This is a genomic window from Hymenobacter edaphi, assembly GCF_003258365.1.
In the GTDB taxonomy this organism is placed as follows: domain Bacteria; phylum Bacteroidota; class Bacteroidia; order Cytophagales; family Hymenobacteraceae; genus Solirubrum; species Solirubrum edaphi.
In genome coordinates this window covers 1774317-1793090 of sequence record NZ_QHKM01000001.1, presented here as the reverse complement: position 1 = coordinate 1793090, position 18774 = coordinate 1774317, and the positions used below count along the sequence as shown (strand labels likewise).

Below are 18774 nucleotides of genomic sequence, written 5' to 3'. Positions count from 1 at the left end.
CGCTGGCGCCTCAATACCCGAATCCGCCTTCCCACATGAAAAACACCCTCGCCCTTTCCCTGCTTCTTGCCGCCGCGCTGGCTCAAACGCCCGCCCGGGCCCAGGCGCCGAAGTGGCCGGCCATTACCCAGCAAGCCAAGCCCTGGACGCGCTGGTGGTGGGAGGGCAGCGCCGTGAACCAGCAGGACCTCACCCGGCTGATGACGCAGTACCAGCAGGCCGGGCTGGGCGGGCTGGAAATTACGACCATCTACGGGGTGAAGGGCGCTGAAAGCCAGTTCATCGACTTTCTCTCGCCCAAGTGGGTCGACATGCTCGCCTACACGCTCAGCGAGGCCCAGCGCCTGGGCCTGGGCATCGACGTGGCGCAGGCCTCCGGCTGGCCCTTCGGCGGGCCCTGGGTGAGCCCCGACGACGCCTGCAAGTACGTGACCTACCGCACCTACGAGGTGCCGGGCGGCGGGCAGCTGGCGGAACCCGTGCGTTACCTGCAGAAGCCCATGATGCGCGCCGTGGGCCCGCCCCTGGACGTGAAGACCATGCAGCAGCCGGTGGCCCGCAACCCCGACCTGCAGCTCCACGCCTTCGATCAAGTGCGCTTCGAAAAGCCGCTGCCGCTGCAGACGCTGATGGCCTACTCCGCCAAGGGCCAGGCCGTAGACCTGACCGGCAAGGTGGGTGCCGACGGCAAGCTGAGCTGGACGGCCCCCGCGGGGAGCGGCTGGACGCTCTACGCCCTGTTTCAGGGCTGGCACGGCAAGCAGGTGGAGCGCGCCGGCCCGGGCGGGGAGGGCGACGTTATCGACCACCTCTCCAAAACCGCCACCGACAACTACCTGCGCCATTTCGATCAGGCCTTCAAGGGCCGCGACCTGAAGGCCGTGCGCGCCTTTTTCAACGACTCCTACGAGGTGGACGACGCCCAGGGCGAGGCCAACTGGACCCCGCAGCTGCTCACCGAATTTCAGCGGCGCCGCGGCTACGATTTGCGCCAGCACCTGCCCGCGCTGCTGGGCAAGGCCCCGGACGACGAGCAGAACCGCCGCGTGCTCAGCGACTACCGCGAAACCGTGTCGGAGCTGCTGCTGGAAAACTACACCCGCACCTGGCGCGACTGGGCCCGCACCCACGACGCGCTCATCCGCAACCAGGCCCACGGCTCCCCGGCCAACATCCTCGACCTCTACGCCGTGACGGACATTCCCGAGACGGAAGGGGAGGACCTGCTGCGCATCAAGTTTGCCTCCTCGGCCGCCCACGTGACGGGCAAGCCGCTGACCTCGGCCGAAACCGCCACTTGGGAAAACGACCATTTCCTCTCCTCCCTGAGCGACGTGAAAAAGGCCGTGGACCGCATGCTGCTCGGCGGCGTGAACCACATCTTCTACCACGGCACCAACTACTCGCCCCAGGCCGCCGCCTGGCCGGGCTGGCTGTTCTACGCCGCGGTGCACTTCAACCCGAACAACTCGTTCTGGCCCGACTTCGGCCAGCTCAACCGCTACGCCGCCCACTGCCAGAGCTTTTTGCAGGCCGGCCAGCCCGCCCACGACGTGCTGCTTTACCTGCCCACTTACGACTCCTTCGCCCGCCCCAACAAGCAACCCGCCCCGGCCGACGTGGACCGCGCCAAGCTGCTCTTGCAGCACTACGACGGCATCGACCACGGCTTCAAGGGCCTGCCCGTGGCCCAGACCGGCGAGGAGTTGCTCCGGCGCGGCTACGGCTTCGACTTTATTTCGGACCGGCAGGTGCAGCAGCTGAAGGGCCGCGGCGCCGCGCTGCAAACCGGCGGCACGAGCTACCGCACCATCGTGGTGCCGGCGGCCCGCCTCGTGCCCCTGGCCACGCTGGCGCAGCTGGTGCAACTCGCCCGGGGCGGCGCTACGGTGGTATTCCAGGGCGGGCTGCCCACCGACGTCAACGGCCTGGGCAACCTCGACGCGCGCCGCGCCGCTTTCCAGAAGCTGCTCGGGCAGATCAAACTGGGGGCTGCAAGCAACGGCGTGCAGAAAGCTGCCGTGGGCAAGGGCACGGTGCTCGTGGGGGCGGACGTGGAGCCGCTGCTGGCCGCCGCCGGGGTGCGCCGCGAAACCATGGTGGACACCGGGCTGGAGTTTATTCGCCGCCGCCACGCCCAGGGGCACTACTACTTCGTGACCAACTGGAGCGGCAAGGCCGTGGACGGCTGGGTGCCGCTGCACACGGCCGCCAAAGCCGTGGCCCTCTACAACCCGCTCACCGAAAAGCTGGGCATGGCCGGCCTGCGCCCCGGCGCCCAGGGCACGCCCGAAGTGTACCTGCAGCTGGCCCCGGGCGAGTCGTGCATCCTGGAAACCAACGAGGCCCCGGTCAGCGCCCCGGCCTACGCCTACCTGCGGCCGGCCGGGGCCGCCCAGCCCCTGGCGGGCCCCTGGAGCGTGCGCTTCGTGGCGGGCGGCCCCACCTTGCCGGCCCCCGCGGAAACCCGAGCCCTGACTTCGTGGACCGCCTTCAGCGACGCGGCCCGGGCCTTTTCGGGCACGGCCGCCTACACCACCACCTTCGCGGCCCCCGCCGGCGCAGCCCCGGATGGCTGGCTGCTCGATCTGGGCCGGGTGGCCCAGAGCGCCCGCGTGCAGCTCAACGGCCAGGACCTGGGCACGCTCATCGGCCCGACCTACCAGATGTTCATCCCCCGGGAGCAGCTCAAAGCCTCGAACACGCTCACGGTGCTCGTCAGCAACGGCATGGCCAACCGCATCATCGACCTGGACAAGCGCGGCGTCGAGTACCGCCACTTCTACAACGTGAACCTAGCCGCCAAACTCAAGGAAAACCGCGACGACAAGGGGCTCTTTACCGCCGCCCGGTGGGAGCCCAGGGAGTCGGGCCTGCTGGGGCCGGTGACGCTGACGCCTACCACGGCCCGGGCCGAGAAGCTGCAGTGAAACCTCACCCCCTAGCCCCGTCTCCTTGAAGGAGAGGGGAGCTAGTTTTAGTTTCTACCTCTTAACTTATTCTCTTCCTGATAACTGGCTTTTAGCTGACACTAGAAACTAGTTCCCCTCTCCCCAAGGAGAGGGGCTAGGGAGAGGCCCACACCATGAACCGCCGCACCTTTCTCACCGGCCTGGCCCTGGCGCCGTTTGCGCGGGCCTGGGCCGGCTTCGTTCGGGACGAAAAGCCCTCCCTGCTGCTGCCCAAACGCAGCCTGGCCCGGTTCAGCAGGCACTTGCGGCCCCTCGGGCGGGTGCTGGAAATGGAGGACTACTTCGTGTGGTGCAACAGCCCGATTTACGGCCCCGACGGGCGCGTGCACCTGTTCTTTTCGCGCTGGCCGAAGAGCCGGGGCATGGGCGGCTGGCTGAACAGCTGCGAAATCTGCCGGGCCGTGGCTGACCGCCCCGAGGGCCCCTACGTGTACCAGCAAACCGTGCTGACCCCGCGCGGCCCGGGTTACTGGGATGCCACCACCTGCCACAACCCCCACATTCAGTACGTCGACGGCCGGTACGCGCTGTTCTTTATGGGCTGCGCCAACGGCAAGACCGACACCAAGCGCATCGGCCTGGCTTTGGCCGACCGGCTGGAAGGCCCCTGGACGCGCCCCGACGCCCCGCTGCTGCTGCCCGGGGACGAGGGCGCCTGGGACGACCACTGCACCACCAACCCGGCCTTCGTGCGGCACCCCAACGGGCAGTACTGGCTCTACTACAAATCGTGGAACACGCGGGAATACCAGACCAGCAAGGACCCCGTGGTGCGCGGCAACCGCAAGTACGGCCTGGCCGTGGCCGACCGCCTCGAAGGGCCCTACCGGAAGTTCGCCGGCAACCCCGTCATCGACTTCTCGCGCCTCGGCGACAACGCGCAGAACAAGCAGTTTGAGGACGCCTTCGTGTGGCAGCAGCACGGCCGGTTTCACCTGCTGGCCCGCGACATGGGCGTGTACAACCACGAAGTCGGGCTGTACCTGGACTCCAAAGACGGCCGGCAGTGGCGCTACCCCAAGGTGGCCTTCCTGCCCCTTCGCGCGTACGGCGTGCAGGAGCCGCCCGCGCCCAAAAACCTCAAGCGCTACGGCCGCCTGGAGCGCCCGCAACTGCTGATGAAGGACGGCAAGCCGGAGTACCTGTTCTGCGCCTCGCAGGGCGGGCGCTACATGACGGCCTCGTCGTTCGTGTTTAAAATTATCTGAGCCGTTCGAGCGGAGCTTCGCGCTACGCTCGAACGATTGTCACCAAACGGTTTCAACGATGGTCGTGCTGCATTGGCGAAGCAGAGCTTGGCTGGCGCCGAACTTCGTTTCGCGCTACGACGCTTACGACACGTTCTGCTTCCCGCCATGCTCCACCGCCTGCTTCCCGCCGCCCTGCTGCTCGCGCTGCCCGCCCGCGCCGACATTACCTTACCCAAGCTCTTCGCCAACAACATGGTGCTGCAGCAGAAAACCAGCGTCGCGCTCTGGGGCGGGGCCGAGCCGGGCGAGCGGGTGACGGTAACGGCCGGCTGGGCGAAACAGCCCGTGCAAACCACCGCCGACGCCCAGGGCCACTGGCTGGTGCGCCTGCCCACGGCCAAAGCCGGCGGCCCCTACACGCTCACCTTCCAGGGCAAGAACCGGCTGACCGTGCAGAACGTGCTGCTGGGCGAAGTCTGGCTGTGCGGCGGGCAGTCCAACATGGTCTTCCCCATCAGCAGGCGGCCGGGCAGCAGCTCCTATTCGGGCGTCGTCAACGAGGCGGCGGTGAAGCCCCGGGCCCACTACCCGCAGATCCGCATGTTCACGGTGACGACGCAAACGGCCGCCGAGCCGCAGCGCGACGTGCCCGGCGGCAGCTGGGCCGTGTGCAGCCCCGAAACGGTGGGCGAGTTTTCGGCCGTGGCCTACTTCTTCGCTCAGGAAATCTACGAGCGCACCCACGTGCCCATCGGGCTGATCAACGCTACCTGGGGCGGCACCCCGGCCGAGGCCTGGATGCGCCGCGAAGTGCTGGAAGCCGACCCCGAGTTGCGCCCCCTGGTGGAGCGCTACCAGCGCGGCCTCGACACCTACCCGCAGGATTACGCCGCCTACCAAACCGCCCGGCAGCAATACCGGGCGCAGCAAGCCGCCAACCCGCAGCTGCGCCTGCCGGCCCCGAAAGAGCCCCTCGGCCCCACCAGCAACAAGGCGCCCTACCGCAACTACAACGCGATGATTCACCCGCTGGTGCCCTACGCCCTGCGCGGCGTCATCTGGTACCAGGGCGAAACCAACGCCGAGCGCGGCTACCAGTACCGCCGCCTGTTTCCGGCCCTGATCCGGAGCTGGCGGCAGGAGTGGGGCCGGCCCGAGCTGCCGTTCTACTTCGTGCAGATTGCCCCGCACCGCTCCGCCCGCCCCGAGCTGCGCGAAGCCCAGCTGCTGACCATGCAGACGGTGCCCCGCACCGGCATGGCCGTCATCACCGACGCGGGCGACTCCCTCGACATTCACCCGCGCAACAAGCAGGTGGTGGGCCACCGCCTCGCGCAGTGGGCCCTGGCCCGCGAATACGGCGAAACCCAGCGCCCGTACTCCGGCCCGATTTACGAGCGCATGCAGCCCGAAAACGGCCGGCTGCGCCTGCGCTTCAAGCACGCCGACGGCGGCCTCGTCGCGCAGGGCGGCCCGCTGCGCGAGTTCCTCGTCGCCGGCCCCGACAGCGTGTTTCACCCCGCCCAGGCCCGCATCGAGGGCCGGGAGCTGGTGGTGTGGAGCCCCGCCGTGCAGCAGCCCGTTGCCGTGCGCTTCGCCTGGAAACCCGTGCCCTTCCCCAACCTCTACAACGCCGCCGGTCTGCCCGCCTCGCCCTTCCGCACCGACCAGTGGCGCCGCCGCTGAGCCGGCGGTAGGGCCGCGAATTTGCGGCTGGTCGGCTGCGGGGCGGCGTCAGCTTCGTGCAATGACGCGCCAGCACGCCGCCGGCGGTGGCCGCGGGCCGGTAATTTTCGGCGGCGGGGCACCAGCGGCGCCCGCCGAAATGCCGGATAGCAGGAGGGTGCGGGAAGGTGCCGGGCCGGTCGGCGCCCAACTTGCCGGCGAGGGAATCGTTCTGGCTGGCAGCCCGCGGCTCCGGTCCGACACCCGGAGCGGCAGCGTCACCTGCCGTTCCGAGGGCACCAGCCAGAACTCCCGCTCCCGTCCGCTCCAAGCCCGCCCGCCATGCATTCCCTCCTCAACCTCCTGCTGCCCCTGCTGGCCTGGCTCGGCAGCCACGCCCCCGCCGCCACGCCCCCGCCCGCCGCCGACCCCGACTGGGTGAAGCAGACCGGTGCCAAAACCCAGCCCGCGGGCAAGGCCACGTTTCTCGTCACCAAGTACGGCGCCGTGGCCGACGGCAAAACCCTCAACACCCAGGCCATTCAGAAGGCCATCGACGCGGCGGCCAAGAAAGGCGGCGTGGTCACCTTCGCCCCCGGCCAGTACCTCACCGGCTCGATCTTCCTCAAGAAAGGCGTCACCCTGAACCTGCCGAAGGGCGTGACCCTGCTCGGCAGCCAGGACCTCAAAGACTACCCCGACATGCCCTCCCGCGTGGCCGGCATCGAAATGGTGTGGCCCGCTGCCCTCATTAATATTCTCAACCAGGACAACGTCGCCATTACCGGCGAAGGCACCGTGGATGGGCAGGGCAAGCCGTTCTGGGACAAGTACTGGGCCATGCGCAAGGAGTACGACGCCAAGGGCTTGCGCTGGATTGTCGACTACGACGCCAAGCGCCCGCGCACGCTCATCGTGGCCAATTCCAGCAACGTCACGCTCACGGGCATCACCCTGCAGCGCGCCGGCTTCTGGACGGTCCACATCCTCTACTCCAAGAACGTGACGGCCGACGGGCTCGTCATCCGCAACAACGTGGGCGGCCACGGCCCGAGCACCGACGGCATCGACATCGACTCCTCGAGCTACGTGCTGGTGCAGAACTGCGACATCGACTGCAACGACGACAACTTCTGCCTGAAAGCCGGCCGCGACTGGGACGGGCTGCGCGTGAACCGCCCCGCCGAGTACATTCTGATTCAGAACTGCGTGGCCGGCGCCGGCGACGGGCTCTTTACCTGCGGCTCCGAGACGTCGGGCGGCATCCGCCACGTCATTGCCCGCGGCCTGAAAGCGAAGGGCACCAAGTACGGCATCCGGCTGAAGTCGGCCACCAACCGCGGCGGCACGGTGGAGGATATCCTGGTCGAAAACATCGAGATGGACGCCGTACGCGTGCCCATCATCATGACCATGAACTGGAACCCGGCCTACAGCTACTCCACCCTGCCCGCCGGCTACACCCAGGAAACGCTGCCCGAGCACTGGAAGAAGATGCTGGCCCAGGTGACGCCCGAGCAGGGCCTGCCGCACTTTCGCAACGTGACCATCCGCAACCTGCGCGCCACCGGCGCCAAAACCGCCGTGTCGGCCGAGGGCCTGCCCAATTCCGTGCTCGACAACTTCACGCTGGAAAACATTACCATCACGGGCGCCACCGCCGGCAAAATCGACCACGCCCGGGGCTGGAGCATCAAAGGCCTCGACGTGAAAGCCGACGACCAGGAACCCGTCGCCGTGACCAACAGCGCGGATATGAAATTCTAAGTCAATCATTGCACGATCAGACCAGAATGTCATGTCGAGCTTGTCGGGACATCTCGCTGGATAGTAACCTTCTCGTTGAGGTTATTACCTGCCATCAGCCCGCGAGGTGTCCCGACAAGCTCGGCATGACCTTCTAGAATCCCCCAACAACCCCACCTCTCATGTTCAACCTAAGCGGCAAGACGGCCGTCATTACCGGCGGCGGCTCGGGCATCGGCCGGGCCATCAGCCTGCTGTTTGCCCGCCAGGGCGCCACCGTCCACATCCTGGAGCTAAGCGCCGACGCCGGCCAGGCCACCGCCGCCGAAATCGGTGCGGCCGGCGGCACGGCCCACACCCACGCCGCCGACGTGAGTCAGCAGCCGCAGGTGAAGGCCGTGTTCGACGCCATCGGGCGGGTGGATATCCTCGTGAACAACGCCGGTATTGCCCACGTCGGCAACGTGGAAACCACCTCGGAAGCCGACCTTGACCGCGTGTACCAGGTGAACGTGAAGGGCGCCTACAACTGCCTGCACGCGGCCGTGCCGCGCATGAAGCAGCAGGGCGCGGGCGCCATCCTGAACCTGGCCAGCATTGCCTCCCACGTGGGCCTCGCCGACCGCCTGGCGTACTCGATGAGCAAGGGCGCCATCTTCGCCATGACCATGTCCGTCGCCCGCGACTACATGGCCCACGGCATCCGCTGCAACAGCGTCTCGCCCGCCCGCGTGCACACGCCCTTCGTCGACGGCTTCATCGCCAAGAACTACCCCGGCCAGGAAGCGGAAATGTTCGAGAAGCTCTCCGCCAGCCAGCCCATCGGCCGCATGGCCAAGCCCGAGGAAGTAGCCGCCCTGGCCCTGTACCTCTGCTCCGACGAAGCCGGCTTCGTCACCGGCTGCGACTACCCGCTCGACGGCGGCTTCATCAAGCTGAATAATTGACTTTGCAACCCAGCAGAACGTCATTCCGAGCGCAGTCGAGGAACCGAAGGACGGCGCAAGCCAATCTTGCTCGATAGTATTCTTCTCGTTGAACGAAGAAATTACTATTCGCCATCAGCACGCGAGATTCCTCGACTGCGCTCGGAATGACGTTCTGGTTGAATCAATCAACCACCAACGAATGAAACTCATCCGCTTCGGCCAGCCCGACCAGGAAAAACCCGGCGTCCTCCTCGACGGCACCCGCTACGACGTGTCGGCCCACTTCGTCGACTACGACGAGAAGTTCTTCGCCCACGGCGGCCTGCAGCAGCTGGCCGATCTGCTCCAGCACCAGGCCGGGCAGCTGCCCGTGGTACCCGCCGAGGTGCGCCTCGGCCCGCCCGTGGCCCGCCCCTCCAAAATCGTGTGCGTGGGCCTGAACTACGCCGACCACGCCCGCGAAACCGGCGCCACGCCGCCCTCGGAGCCGGTGCTGTTTATGAAATCGACCACCGCCCTGGTGGGGCCGTTCGATAACATCGTCATCCCGCGGGGCTCGGTGAAAACCGACTGGGAAGTGGAGCTGGCCGTCGTTATCGGCAAGAAGGCCTCGTACGTGGAGGAAGCCGACGCGCTGCAGTACGTGGCCGGCTACGCCCTGCACAACGACGTGTCGGAGCGCGAATTCCAGATCGAGCGCGGCGGCACCTGGGACAAGGGCAAGGGCTGCGACACCTTCGCGCCCATCGGCCCCTGGCTGGCCACTCCCGACGAGCTGGGCGACGTGGACAGCCTGCGCCTGTGGCTGACGGTGAACGGGCAGAAAATGCAGGACGGCACCACCGCCGAGTTCATCTTCCGCATTCCGCACCTGATCAGCTACATCTCGCAGTTTATGACCCTACTGCCCGGCGACGTGATTTCCACCGGCACCCCGGCGGGCGTGGGCCTGGGCATGACGCCCCCCGTGTACCTGCAGCCCGGCGACGTGGTCGAGCTGGGCATCGACGGGCTGGGTACCTCCCGGCAAGTGCTGAAGGCGTATGGCCAGGATTGACGCCCACCAGCACTTCTGGCTTTACCAGCCCGAGCGCGACGCCTGGATAACCGACGACATGGCCGTTATCCGGCGCGACTTCGGGCCCGCCGATTTAGAGCCGCTGCTGGAGCAGCACGGCTTCGACGGCTGCGTGGTGGTGCAGTCGGACCAGACGGAGGCCGAAAACGACTTCCAGCTGGCCAACGCGGCGGCAAACGACTTCATCCGCGGCGTGGTCGGCTGGGTGGACCTGCGGGCCGCCGACGTGGCCGAGCGGCTGGCCTACTACAGCCAGTTCGCAAAGCTGAAGGGCTTCCGCCACGTGCTGCAGGGCGAAGCCGACCGCGCCCTGATGCTCACGCCGGCCTTCCAGCGCGGCATCCGGGCTTTGGCCGCCCACGGCTTCACCTACGACGTGCTCATCTTCCCCGACCAGCTGCGCCACGCCGCCGCGCTGGCCGCTGCCCACCCCAACCAGCCCTTCGTGCTCGACCACATTGCCAAGCCCTACATCAGGCACGGCGACATCGACGGCTGGAAGCAGGATCTGCAGCAGCTGGCCGCGCACGAGAACGTGTGGTGCAAGGCTTCGGGCCTGATTACCGAGGCCGACTGGCACCGCTGGCAGCCCGCCGACTTTCGCCCGTACCTCGACGTGGTGTTCGAAGCCTTCGGGCCCGGCCGCGTCATGTTCGGCTCCGACTGGCCGGTGTGCCTGGTAGCCGGCCGGTACGGGCAGGTAGTCGATGTGGTTCAACAGTATCTGCAGAGCTTCTCCGCCGATGAGCAGCGCCGGTTCTGGGGCGACAACGCCAGGCAGTTCTACGGGCTGTAGCCCGAACGTTCCGTTCGCGTGCTTCAGAACACTACACATCCGGTCGGCAAACAACGGCTGCCGTTCGGGAACACGCGAACCGAACGTTCGCACTACAACACAACTACCCACCAACCATGAACTTAGAGCTTCAGGACAAAGTCATCATCGTCAGCGGCGGGGCCAAGGGCATCGGCGAGGGTATCGTGCGGGTGCTGGCCGCCGAGGGCGCGGTGCCCGTCATCATCGGCCGCAACGAAGCCGATAACCGCCAGGCCGTAGCGGCCGTGGAAGCCGCCGGCGGCCGGGCCGGGCAGGTCGCCGCCGAGCTGGCCGACCCCGAGGCCTGCGCCCGGGCCGTGCGGCAGGTCATCGAGCAGTACGGCCGCATCGACGGGCTGGTGAACAACGCCGGCGTCAACGACGGGGTGGGGCTGGAGCACGGCGACTACGCGGGCTTCATGGCCTCCTTGCACCGCAACGTGGTGCATTACTACCTGCTGGCCCACCACGCGCTGCCGGAGCTGAAAAAGGCCAAGGGCAGCATCGTCAACATCACCAGCAAAACGGCCGAAACCGGGCAGGGCAACACCTCCGCCTATGCCGCCGCCAACGGCGCCCGCAACGCCCTGACGCGCGAGTGGGCCGTGGAGCTGCTCAAATACGGCATCCGCGTCAACGCCGTGGTGGTGGCCGAAAGCTGGACCCCGGCCTACGAAACCTGGATTCAGACCCTGCCCAACCCCGAGGAAAAGCTGCGCGAAATCACCAGCAAAATTCCGCTGGAAAACCGCATGACCACGCCCGAGGAAATTGCCAACTCAGTCGCCTTCCTGCTCTCCGGCCGCAGCTCGCACACCACCGGCCAGATCATCCACGTCGACGGCGGCTACGTGCACCTCGACCGCGCCCTGGCCAACGCGTAGGGCCTCACCCGATGGGGTAAACCGGCTGTCATTCTGAGCAAAGCGAAGGACCTCATAACGTTGGAACGAGTCGTTGTTACAAGTGTCGTTCCGAGGTGATAAAGTTTTTCGCTCTGCTCAGGATGACGTTCTTTTTCGGCAGGCGTCGCTAGCGCAGCAGCACCACCAGGCTGCGCGCCCCGTGCGCCCCGATAACCAACGACTGCTCGATATCGGCCGTCTTGGAAGGCCCGGCGATGAACACGCCGTAATTGCCGGTGTGCTGCACGGCGGCGTAGGCCTGGTGCATGGTCGCCACGATGCTGCGGTGGTCGAGCACCAGGGCCAGGTGCTGGCTGATCATGGGCAGGGCGCGGTGCAGCATGTTGGCTTCGGGCACCCAGACGGCTCCGTTTTCGGCCACGCCCAGCTCCCCGCGCAGCACGGCCACATCCACGGCTTCGAGCACGGCGGTGGGCGTGTGCTGGTCCACGGGCACGGTGGCCGGAATCAGGTCGGAGGCCACGCGCACGGCTTCGGGGTACAGCTGGCGCACCGCGTCTGTGAGCGGCTGCCCGGCGGCCAGGCGGATAACCTGCCCGCCGATGAAGTGCAGCCAGTGCGTGAACTGCTCCACCGTGGCCGCGCCGCCGAAATCGGCCACCGGGGGCAGGGGAGCGGGCTCAGGGCGGTTGCGGCGCACGGCCGCCAGAATGGATTCGCGGGAGGACATAGGGTGAGGTGGTGAAATGGTGAGGTGGTGAGTTTGAGGTTGTGGTGGCACGAACCGCGCAGGTTGCGCAAGCGGAACGTCAACTCACCACTTCACCATCTCACTGTTTCACCGCTTGCTGCGCGTACCAGTCGCGGAAGCTTTGCTTGGGGGCTTCGGGCAGCTCGCGGGCTTTGGCCCAGGGGTTCAGGGCCTGGGCGTGGGTGAGGCCGTGGGGGAGGAAGCGCAGGCCTTCCCGGGCGATTTTGCCGCCGAGGCGGTAGATACCGGGCCGGGCCAGTACGCTGCTCAGCAGCTTCATGCCCAGCTTTTTGGCGGCCGGCAATTCGCCTTCCTGGGCAATGATCTGCCGCCACTTGTAGAGCTGGGCGTGGATGTCGATTTTGACCGGGCACACGTCGGTGCAGGAGCCGCAGAGCGTGCTGGCGAAGGGCAGCGAGCTGTGCTGGCGCATGTCGATGTTGGGCGAGAGGATGGCGCCGATGGGGCCGGGCACGGTGAAGTCGTAGCTGTGGCCGCCGCTGCGCCGGTACACCGGGCAGGTGTTCATGCAGGCCCCGCAGCGGATGCACTTCAGCGAGGCGCGGAAGTCGGGTCGGCCCAGCTGCCGGGTGCGCCCGTTGTCGACGATGACGATGTGCATCTCGCGGCCCGCCGCGGGCCGGGCGAAGTGCGAGGTGTAGGTGGTGACGGGCTGGCCGGTGGCGCTGCGGGCCAGCAGGCGGGTAAATACGCCCAGGTCGGCGGTGCGCGGAATCAGCTTTTCCAGGCCCATGCAGGCAATGTGCACGCGGGCCAGGTTCACGCCCAGGTCGGCGTTGCCCTCGTTGGTGCACACCACCACGGCCCCGGTTTCGGCCACCGCGAAATTGACGCCGGTAATGGCCACCTCGCCGATGAGAAACTTCTCGCGCAGGTGCAGCCGGGCCGCCTCAGTCAAAGCCTGCGGGTCTTTCTCGCCCTTGGGCGTGCCCAGGTGCTGGTGAAACGTCTCGCCCACGTCCTCCTTCTTCAGGTGAATGGCCGGCAGCACCAAATGGCTCGGCGCCTCCTCGCGTAGCTGCACGATTCGTTCCCCGAGGTCGGTATCGACCACCGCAATACCGTTGTTGACGAGGTACGGGTTCAGGTGGCATTCCTCGGTGAGCATAGACTTGCTCTTGACCAGGCTGGTGGCGCCGGCTTTACGAATCAGGTCCAGCACAATGCGGTTGTGCTCCTCGGCGTCGGCGGCCCAGTGCACCTGCACGCCGTTGGCGCGGGCGTTCTGCTCGAACTGCTCCAGGTACTCGTCCAGCCGGCTCAAGGTGTGTTCCTTGATGTCGGAGGCCAGCTGCCGCAGCTGCTGAAACTCGGGGATGCCGTACACGGCCTTGTCGCGCTTCTGACGCACAAACCAGAGCGTTTCGTCGTGCCAGGTGGTGCGCTCCGCGTCGCTGGTAAAAGCGGCCGCTCGTAGGGGGTGACTCATGGATTTGGGGCGCAGCGGTAGTACGAATCAAAGTCGTACTACCACTATCGTTGCTGATGTTAGAACGAAGCGGATATGCTCCGCAGGGTGGTCGTTCAACGACAGTGGTACTACGACTTTGGAGTCGAAGTACCACTTCGCGCTACAACGCGGCCACGGCTCCGGGCACGAAAGTCGACACCGGCTTGCTGGGCTGCTGCAGCGCCGCGTTGAATATTTCGGCCGCGTGCATCACTCGCATCGGCAGCTGGCGGCGGCGCACGATGCCCTCCAGGTGCATCAGGCAGGACATGTCCCCGCCGGTCAGCACCTCGGTGCCGTTCAGCACGTGGTCCTGCACCCGGTCCTGGCCCATGCGCGCCGATACAGCTTCCTCGGTGATGCAGAAGGTGCCGCCGAAGCCGCAGCACTCGTCGTTGCGGTTAAGCTCGGTCAGGGTCAGCCCGTCGACCGTGCGCAGCAGGCGGCTGAGCTGTCCCTCGCGCACCGGCGTCATTTCCGACTCGTTGGCCTGGTGCAGCCCGCGCTGCCCGTGGCAGCTCAAGTGCAGCCCGACTTGGTGCGGAAAGCGGCCCGGCAGCTCCGTCACGCCCAAGACGCTCGTGATGAAGTCGAACAGGTCATACGTGGCCTGGCGCACGTGCTGCACCTGCGCGGTCTGCTCCACCACGTCGTAGTGCTTGCGCACGTGGTACACGCAGCTGCCCGAGGGGGCCACCACGTAGTCGTAGCCCCGGAAGGTATCGACGAAGTGGCGGTACACCGGCTTGGCGTCCTGCTCGCAGCCGGTGTTGGCCATCGGCTGGCCGCAGCAGGTCTGCTGCCGCGGGAAATCGGCTTTCACGCCCAGCTTTTCCAGCAATTGGTAGGTCGCAATGCCCACCTGCGGGTAAAACTGGTCGATGTAGCACGGAATAAAGAGCCCTACTTTCATTGCCTCACCCCCTAGCCCCCTCTCCGGGGAGAGGGGGAACTAGCTCTAGTATTAGAATTAATGAAGCCTTGCTTCACTTGAAACTTTGTAGTCTACCGACTGAGCTAGCTCTAAAAATTAGAAGCTAGTCCCCCCTCTCCATCGGAGAGGGGGCTAGGGGGTGAGGCTACGTAAACAACAGCTGCGTTTTGGTCCAGGCTTCGCCCTGCTCCAGGTGCGTGAGGGCGCCCAGCGCGGTGGCCTGGGGTACTTCCAGGGTGCGGATATCGGCCTGCGGGAAGTTCCAGCCCAGCACCTGCATAAACAGCGGGTTGCGGGCGAAACCGCCGTCGACGTAGATGATCCGCTCGTCCTGGTACACCAGCCTGATCGACTCGGTGAGAATGTCCATCAGCCCGTGAATGAGCTGGTGGTAGGCCTCGCCGGCGGTCTTGAAGCCCAACAAATCCCACTCGGTCACCGGCTCGTCCGGGAAGGGGCCCGTGCCGGCCATGCACCAGGGATGGAAGGGCGCGGCGGCGGGGTCGTAGGGGCGGGCCAGCACGAAGCTGTGGTAGAAATCGGGCTTGACCTGGAAGTGGCTGGCAATGCGCTGCACCTGGTAGTCGTGCTCCCGGCCGAAGAAGCTCCGCGCCGCTTTGGTCATGCGGCCCTTGGGCGAGAGGAAGCTCAGGCAGTCCCGGCGCAGCAGCTCGGGGGTGAGCGGCTGGTCGTTGAACGGGTTCAGCACGACGGCCCAGGTCCCCGTCGAGACGAGCAGGAAGGGCTCCGGGCACTCCAGCAGGTAGGGCAGCACGGCGGCGGAGCTGTCGTGCAGGCCCACGCCGACGAGCACCCCGTCGACCACGCCGGCCACCGAATCCTGGGTGAGCGGGGCCAGCTTGTCGTCGATGCCCTCGCGGTACACCCAGTCGTGGTACTGGCCCTTGCCGTAGTCCCAGAGGCCGGTGTGGCAGCCCACGGAGGTATAGTCGCTGAAGGCCTCGCCGGTGATGAGGTAGGAGAGGTACTGCGGCAAATGCAGGGAGGTGCGGATGCGCGAAAACTGCTGGGGCTTGGCGTGCTTCAGCCAGTACAGCTGCAGGCCCGAGTTGAGCATGCCCAGCTGCGGCGAGCAGGTGGCGGCGGCAAATTCCGCCGGCGACTGGCCCAGCTCCTGGTAGAACCGCTCCAGCCACTGCTCCGGCATGGGCTTCAGGTAGTTGTACAGCGGCAGTACCGGCTGCCCGTTGGCGCCCAGGTGCACGAAGCTGGCCCCGTAGGAGGTAAAATTCACCCCCTTCACCGAGAAGCGCGCGTTCTGGCGCAAGGCGTGCCAGTGGTCCTGCACCCACTGCGTGAGGCGGGCCAGGCTCTCGCAGGGAAACCCGTCGTCGTCGACGGTTTCCACGCACACGTGCTGCTTTTCCTCGATAATCTGCCGGTCTTCGTCGAAGAGGATGACCTTCTTGTTGGTCTTGCCCACGTCGAACACGGCATAGATGGTCTTTTTCATAGTCCGGTCGAGAGGCTGAGCTTGCCGCGTTGCTGGATGAGTTGCTCGCGCACCGTGGCCGTGCGGTAAGCCGAAATCGGGTCGAGGGCGCCGCCGGCCTGCCGGTAGGCTTCCTGCACCAGCGGCCGCACGTCGGTCAGGAAGGCGTCGCGCAGCAGCTCCTCGGCGCGTACCACGTCGTTGTTCTGCTGCAGCTCGGCCAGGGTCGGGCGGTCTACCAGCAGGGCCTTGGCGTAGGCGCCCAGGATGTTGTCGACGGACTGCAGCAGGTCTTCCAGCGGGTCTTTGGTGTTGTGGCTGGCGTCAATCATGTAAGCCACGGCGGGGTTGTTTACTGCCAAGTCCTGCGCGCCGTCCACCAGCTCGTTGAAGATGAGGAACAGCTGGAAGGGCTTCATGCTGCCGGTGGTCAGGTCGTCGTCGCCGTACATGGAGCCGTTGAAGTGGAAGCCGCCCAGCCGCCCGAAGTGCAGCAAACGGCCCACAATCTGCTCGATGTTGGTGTTCGGCAGGTGGTGGCCCAGGTCCACGAGCACCTGCGCCTGCTGGCCCAGCTGCTGGCACAGGGAGTAAGAGGTGCCCCAGTCGGGGATAATCATCGAGTAGAAATTCGGCTCGTAGGGCTTGTACTCGATGAGCATGGTCCAGTCGGAGGGCAGCGCCTCGTAAATGGCCGCCAGCGACTCCTGGGTGCGCTGGTAGGCGCGGCGGAAGTGCTGCTGGCCGGGAAAGTTCGAGCCGTCGGCCAGCCACACGGTGTGCGTTTTGGCGCCCAGCTGCTCGCCGTAGCGCACGCACTCGATGTTGTGCTGAATGGCCTGCTCGCGCACCCCTTGCTCGGTGTGGCACAGCGAGCCGAACTTGTAGGAGTAGGCCTGCTCCTTCTGGTCCTGGAAGGTGTTGGAGTTGACCGAGTCGATAACCAATTGCTGCTCCTGCAGCCGCTGCTGAATGGCGGCCACGTCGGAGGGAATATCCCAGGGAATGTGCAGCGAAATCGAGTTGGAGGAGCCGTTGAGCTGGTTGAGCAGGCCGATGTCCTGGATTTTCTCCTCTAAGTTGCGCGGCTCGCCGCCCAGCGGAAAGCGCCCGAAGCGCGTGCCGCCCGTGCCCAGCGCCCAGCTCGGAATGGCCACCTGAAACTGGACCAGCTGCCGAATCACGTCCTGGGCATCGATGCCGCGGCGGCTCAGCAGGTCGGAGAGGTAGCTCAGGCGCAAGTCGTGCTCGGCCTGCTTGGCGTGGTTGAAATCGTGTAGGCGTTGGAGGTCAATCATCGTCGCGCAGCGGAATTAGCGGGCGGGGGCTGAGTGAGTAGTCACCGCTCCGTCGGGTGGGACATGGCTTAGAAGTAGCAAAGTAGTTTTGCCCTCGCCCGAAACTGTTCTGAACTCTCCTGCCTGCAGGCAGGCCGGCGTCGATTTAGCGAGCGAAGCGAGGGTAACCGGTGCCCACCTCCCCGCAGGCTTTCAGCCTGCGGATAGCGTCAGCGCTAGATAAGTGGATTCGCGCCGCTGTGGCAACGCTGCACGCAGGTTGAAAACCTGCTTTATTTCGGGCGCTGGTTTAGCCGGGTAGCGGCGTAACCGGTGCCCTATAAGCTAGTTATGAACCAGCCATGGGGCCTACAACGACCCCCGGCGGATGGTGTAGAACGGGTTCTTGATTTTCTCGCGCCGGCCCTGCAGCAGCATTTCCGCCGCCGTCTGGCCCATGGCCTCGAAGTCGGTGGAAATGACGGTGATGCCCAGCAGCTCCTTCAGGGTGCTGGTGTTGAAGGACAGAATGCCGATTTCGCGGCCCAGCAGGAAGGGCGTCTGCCGCACTTTCTTGATGAGCTCGGCCAGGTCGGTGGTTTCCACCACCACGTAGGCGGTGCCGGCTTCCAGCACCTCGTTCATGGCGTTTTCCTTGATGGCAAACTCCTTCCCGTGCTTGGCGCAGAAGGTGCGGAAGCCCCAGCCGATTTCCACCGGGTAGTTGTTGCCCACGCTCGGCAGCACCAGCACCAGCCGGTGGTACTTGGCCAGCAAATCCTGCACCCCCTCCAGCGCCCCGAAGATGTCCTTGTCGAAGTCCTGAAACACGGCCAGGGCGGGGTGCTTCAGGTCGGGAATGTCCTTGTCGAGCAGTACCAGCTCCCCGGCCGGAATGTTATTCAGAATCGTCTTGAAATCCACCTTATCCAGATCCTGGGTAAAGTGCGGCATGATGACGTAATAATTGTATTTGCCGAGGCTTTTTTCCATGATGTCCTGAAACAGGCTGGCGCTGTGATGGTGAATTTGTAAATCCACCGTCGCCCGGTCACCCAGTGCATTCAGGAACGAGTAATAAATAATTTTTTTGTAAGAGCTTAATTTGTTGAAAACCAGCAAAATCTTCAGCTTGCTGGCGTCCGTAGCCTGCACGTAGTAGCCCTTGCCCTGCACCGACACAATGAAGCCCCGGGCGCGCAGCTCGCGGTAGGCCTTTTCCACGGTGTCGCGGGCCAGGTAATATTCGGCGCTCAGCTCGCTGATGGAGGGCAGCTGGTCTTCGCGCTTGAGCACGCCGCGCTCAATGTCGGTGATGACCGACTGCACGATCTGCTTGTATTTCGGGGTTTTATCAAACGGCTTGAACTGCAGTTTGTACATCGGGAGCTGCTAGGTGGCAAGGCCGGTTTGCCGGTGCTTCCGCCGCCTCCGGCGCGAAGGCGGAGGCAAAGTGAAGCGGCACCGTGGGATAGTGCCGGGCAAACCAGGATGGAGAGGAGGTCTGGAGTAGACAAAACTTACTCAAATCAACTGAAAATAGAAAATATGCCAATTGTTTATTTGCGCAAACGTTATCGGGAACGTTGCCATAAATCAAGTTAAAATAATTTAAGATTGCGTTT

The 18774-nt window shown here is 65.5% G+C and carries 14 protein-coding genes; 8 read left to right on the top strand and 6 right to left on the bottom strand.

Annotation, left to right across the window (positions count from 1 at the left end):
- Nucleotides 1-35 precede the first annotated feature (35 nt).
- The 8 genes from DLM85_RS07400 (at nucleotide 36) to DLM85_RS07365 (ending at nucleotide 11281) form a co-directional block, all read left to right on the top strand.
- On the top strand, nucleotides 36-2930 hold the full coding sequence (locus DLM85_RS07400) for a glycosyl hydrolase (protein ID WP_111477397.1): 2895 nt from the start codon (nucleotides 36-38) through the stop codon (nucleotides 2928-2930).
- 155 nt (nucleotides 2931-3085) lie between these two features.
- A complete protein-coding gene (locus DLM85_RS07395; RefSeq protein WP_111477396.1) occupies nucleotides 3086-4180 on the top strand; it encodes a glycoside hydrolase family protein in 1095 nt (364 codons plus the stop codon).
- 147 nt (nucleotides 4181-4327) lie between these two features.
- Nucleotides 4328-5848 (top strand): sialate O-acetylesterase, encoded by a 1521-nt coding sequence (locus DLM85_RS07390; RefSeq protein WP_111477395.1) that lies wholly within the window; start codon nucleotides 4328-4330, stop codon nucleotides 5846-5848.
- 321 nt (nucleotides 5849-6169) lie between these two features.
- Nucleotides 6170-7594, top strand: coding sequence for a glycoside hydrolase family 28 protein (locus DLM85_RS07385; protein ID WP_111477394.1), 1425 nt, complete (start codon nucleotides 6170-6172; stop codon nucleotides 7592-7594).
- A gap of 161 nt (nucleotides 7595-7755) precedes the next feature.
- Complete coding sequence (locus DLM85_RS07380) at nucleotides 7756-8520, top strand: SDR family NAD(P)-dependent oxidoreductase (RefSeq protein ID WP_111477393.1); 765 nt, start codon at nucleotides 7756-7758, stop codon at nucleotides 8518-8520.
- Between the two features lie 181 nt (nucleotides 8521-8701).
- On the top strand, nucleotides 8702-9559 hold the full coding sequence (locus DLM85_RS07375) for a fumarylacetoacetate hydrolase family protein (protein ID WP_111477392.1): 858 nt from the start codon (nucleotides 8702-8704) through the stop codon (nucleotides 9557-9559).
- Nucleotides 9546-10376, top strand: coding sequence for an amidohydrolase family protein (locus tag DLM85_RS07370; protein WP_111477391.1), 831 nt, complete (start codon nucleotides 9546-9548; stop codon nucleotides 10374-10376). The genes DLM85_RS07375 and DLM85_RS07370 overlap by 14 nt, the downstream gene beginning before the upstream one ends.
- A gap of 116 nt (nucleotides 10377-10492) precedes the next feature.
- Nucleotides 10493-11281, top strand: a complete 789-nt coding sequence (locus DLM85_RS07365) for an L-fucose dehydrogenase (protein WP_111477390.1) — start codon at nucleotides 10493-10495, stop codon at nucleotides 11279-11281.
- A gap of 148 nt (nucleotides 11282-11429) precedes the next feature.
- Here DLM85_RS07365 and DLM85_RS07360 read toward each other — a convergent pair whose 3' ends face one another.
- The 6 genes from DLM85_RS07360 to DLM85_RS07335 form a co-directional block, all read right to left on the bottom strand.
- The gene (locus DLM85_RS07360) at nucleotides 11430-11993 is read right to left on the bottom strand and encodes a LutC/YkgG family protein (RefSeq protein WP_111477389.1); all 564 of its coding nucleotides are present in this window, start codon (nucleotides 11991-11993) and stop codon (nucleotides 11430-11432) included.
- 100 nt (nucleotides 11994-12093) lie between these two features.
- Complete coding sequence (locus DLM85_RS07355) at nucleotides 12094-13464, bottom strand: lactate utilization protein B (protein ID WP_111477388.1); 1371 nt, start codon at nucleotides 13462-13464, stop codon at nucleotides 12094-12096.
- Between the two features lie 142 nt (nucleotides 13465-13606).
- Nucleotides 13607-14398, bottom strand: coding sequence for a (Fe-S)-binding protein (locus DLM85_RS07350; protein ID WP_111477387.1), 792 nt, complete (start codon nucleotides 14396-14398; stop codon nucleotides 13607-13609).
- A 166-nt stretch (nucleotides 14399-14564) separates the two neighbouring features.
- Nucleotides 14565-15893, bottom strand: coding sequence for an FGGY-family carbohydrate kinase (locus tag DLM85_RS07345; RefSeq protein WP_111477386.1), 1329 nt, complete (start codon nucleotides 15891-15893; stop codon nucleotides 14565-14567).
- The gene (locus DLM85_RS07340; protein WP_111477385.1) at nucleotides 15890-17170 is read right to left on the bottom strand and encodes a sugar isomerase; all 1281 of its coding nucleotides are present in this window, start codon (nucleotides 17168-17170) and stop codon (nucleotides 15890-15892) included. Before DLM85_RS07340 ends, DLM85_RS07345 begins: the two co-directional genes overlap by 4 nt.
- A 348-nt stretch (nucleotides 17171-17518) precedes the next feature.
- Nucleotides 17519-18532, bottom strand: coding sequence for a GntR family transcriptional regulator (locus tag DLM85_RS07335; RefSeq protein ID WP_111477384.1), 1014 nt, complete (start codon nucleotides 18530-18532; stop codon nucleotides 17519-17521).
- Nucleotides 18533-18774 lie beyond the last annotated feature (242 nt).

Coding starts and splice junctions, on each gene's coding strand:
- DLM85_RS07400 (WP_111477397.1), top strand. CDS start 36: ATGAAAAACACCCTCGCCCTTTCCCTGCTTCTTGCCGCCGCGCTGGCT.
- DLM85_RS07395 (WP_111477396.1), top strand. CDS start 3,086: ATGAACCGCCGCACCTTTCTCACCGGCCTGGCCCTGGCGCCGTTTGCG.
- DLM85_RS07390 (WP_111477395.1), top strand. CDS start 4,328: ATGCTCCACCGCCTGCTTCCCGCCGCCCTGCTGCTCGCGCTGCCCGCC.
- DLM85_RS07385 (WP_111477394.1), top strand. CDS start 6,170: ATGCATTCCCTCCTCAACCTCCTGCTGCCCCTGCTGGCCTGGCTCGGC.
- DLM85_RS07380 (WP_111477393.1), top strand. CDS start 7,756: ATGTTCAACCTAAGCGGCAAGACGGCCGTCATTACCGGCGGCGGCTCG.
- DLM85_RS07375 (WP_111477392.1), top strand. CDS start 8,702: ATGAAACTCATCCGCTTCGGCCAGCCCGACCAGGAAAAACCCGGCGTC.
- DLM85_RS07370 (WP_111477391.1), top strand. CDS start 9,546: ATGGCCAGGATTGACGCCCACCAGCACTTCTGGCTTTACCAGCCCGAG.
- DLM85_RS07365 (WP_111477390.1), top strand. CDS start 10,493: ATGAACTTAGAGCTTCAGGACAAAGTCATCATCGTCAGCGGCGGGGCC.
- DLM85_RS07360 (WP_111477389.1), bottom strand. CDS start 11,993: ATGTCCTCCCGCGAATCCATTCTGGCGGCCGTGCGCCGCAACCGCCCT.
- DLM85_RS07355 (WP_111477388.1), bottom strand. CDS start 13,464: ATGAGTCACCCCCTACGAGCGGCCGCTTTTACCAGCGACGCGGAGCGC.
- DLM85_RS07350 (WP_111477387.1), bottom strand. CDS start 14,398: ATGAAAGTAGGGCTCTTTATTCCGTGCTACATCGACCAGTTTTACCCG.
- DLM85_RS07345 (WP_111477386.1), bottom strand. CDS start 15,893: ATGAAAAAGACCATCTATGCCGTGTTCGACGTGGGCAAGACCAACAAG.
- DLM85_RS07340 (WP_111477385.1), bottom strand. CDS start 17,170: ATGATTGACCTCCAACGCCTACACGATTTCAACCACGCCAAGCAGGCC.
- DLM85_RS07335 (WP_111477384.1), bottom strand. CDS start 18,532: ATGTACAAACTGCAGTTCAAGCCGTTTGATAAAACCCCGAAATACAAG.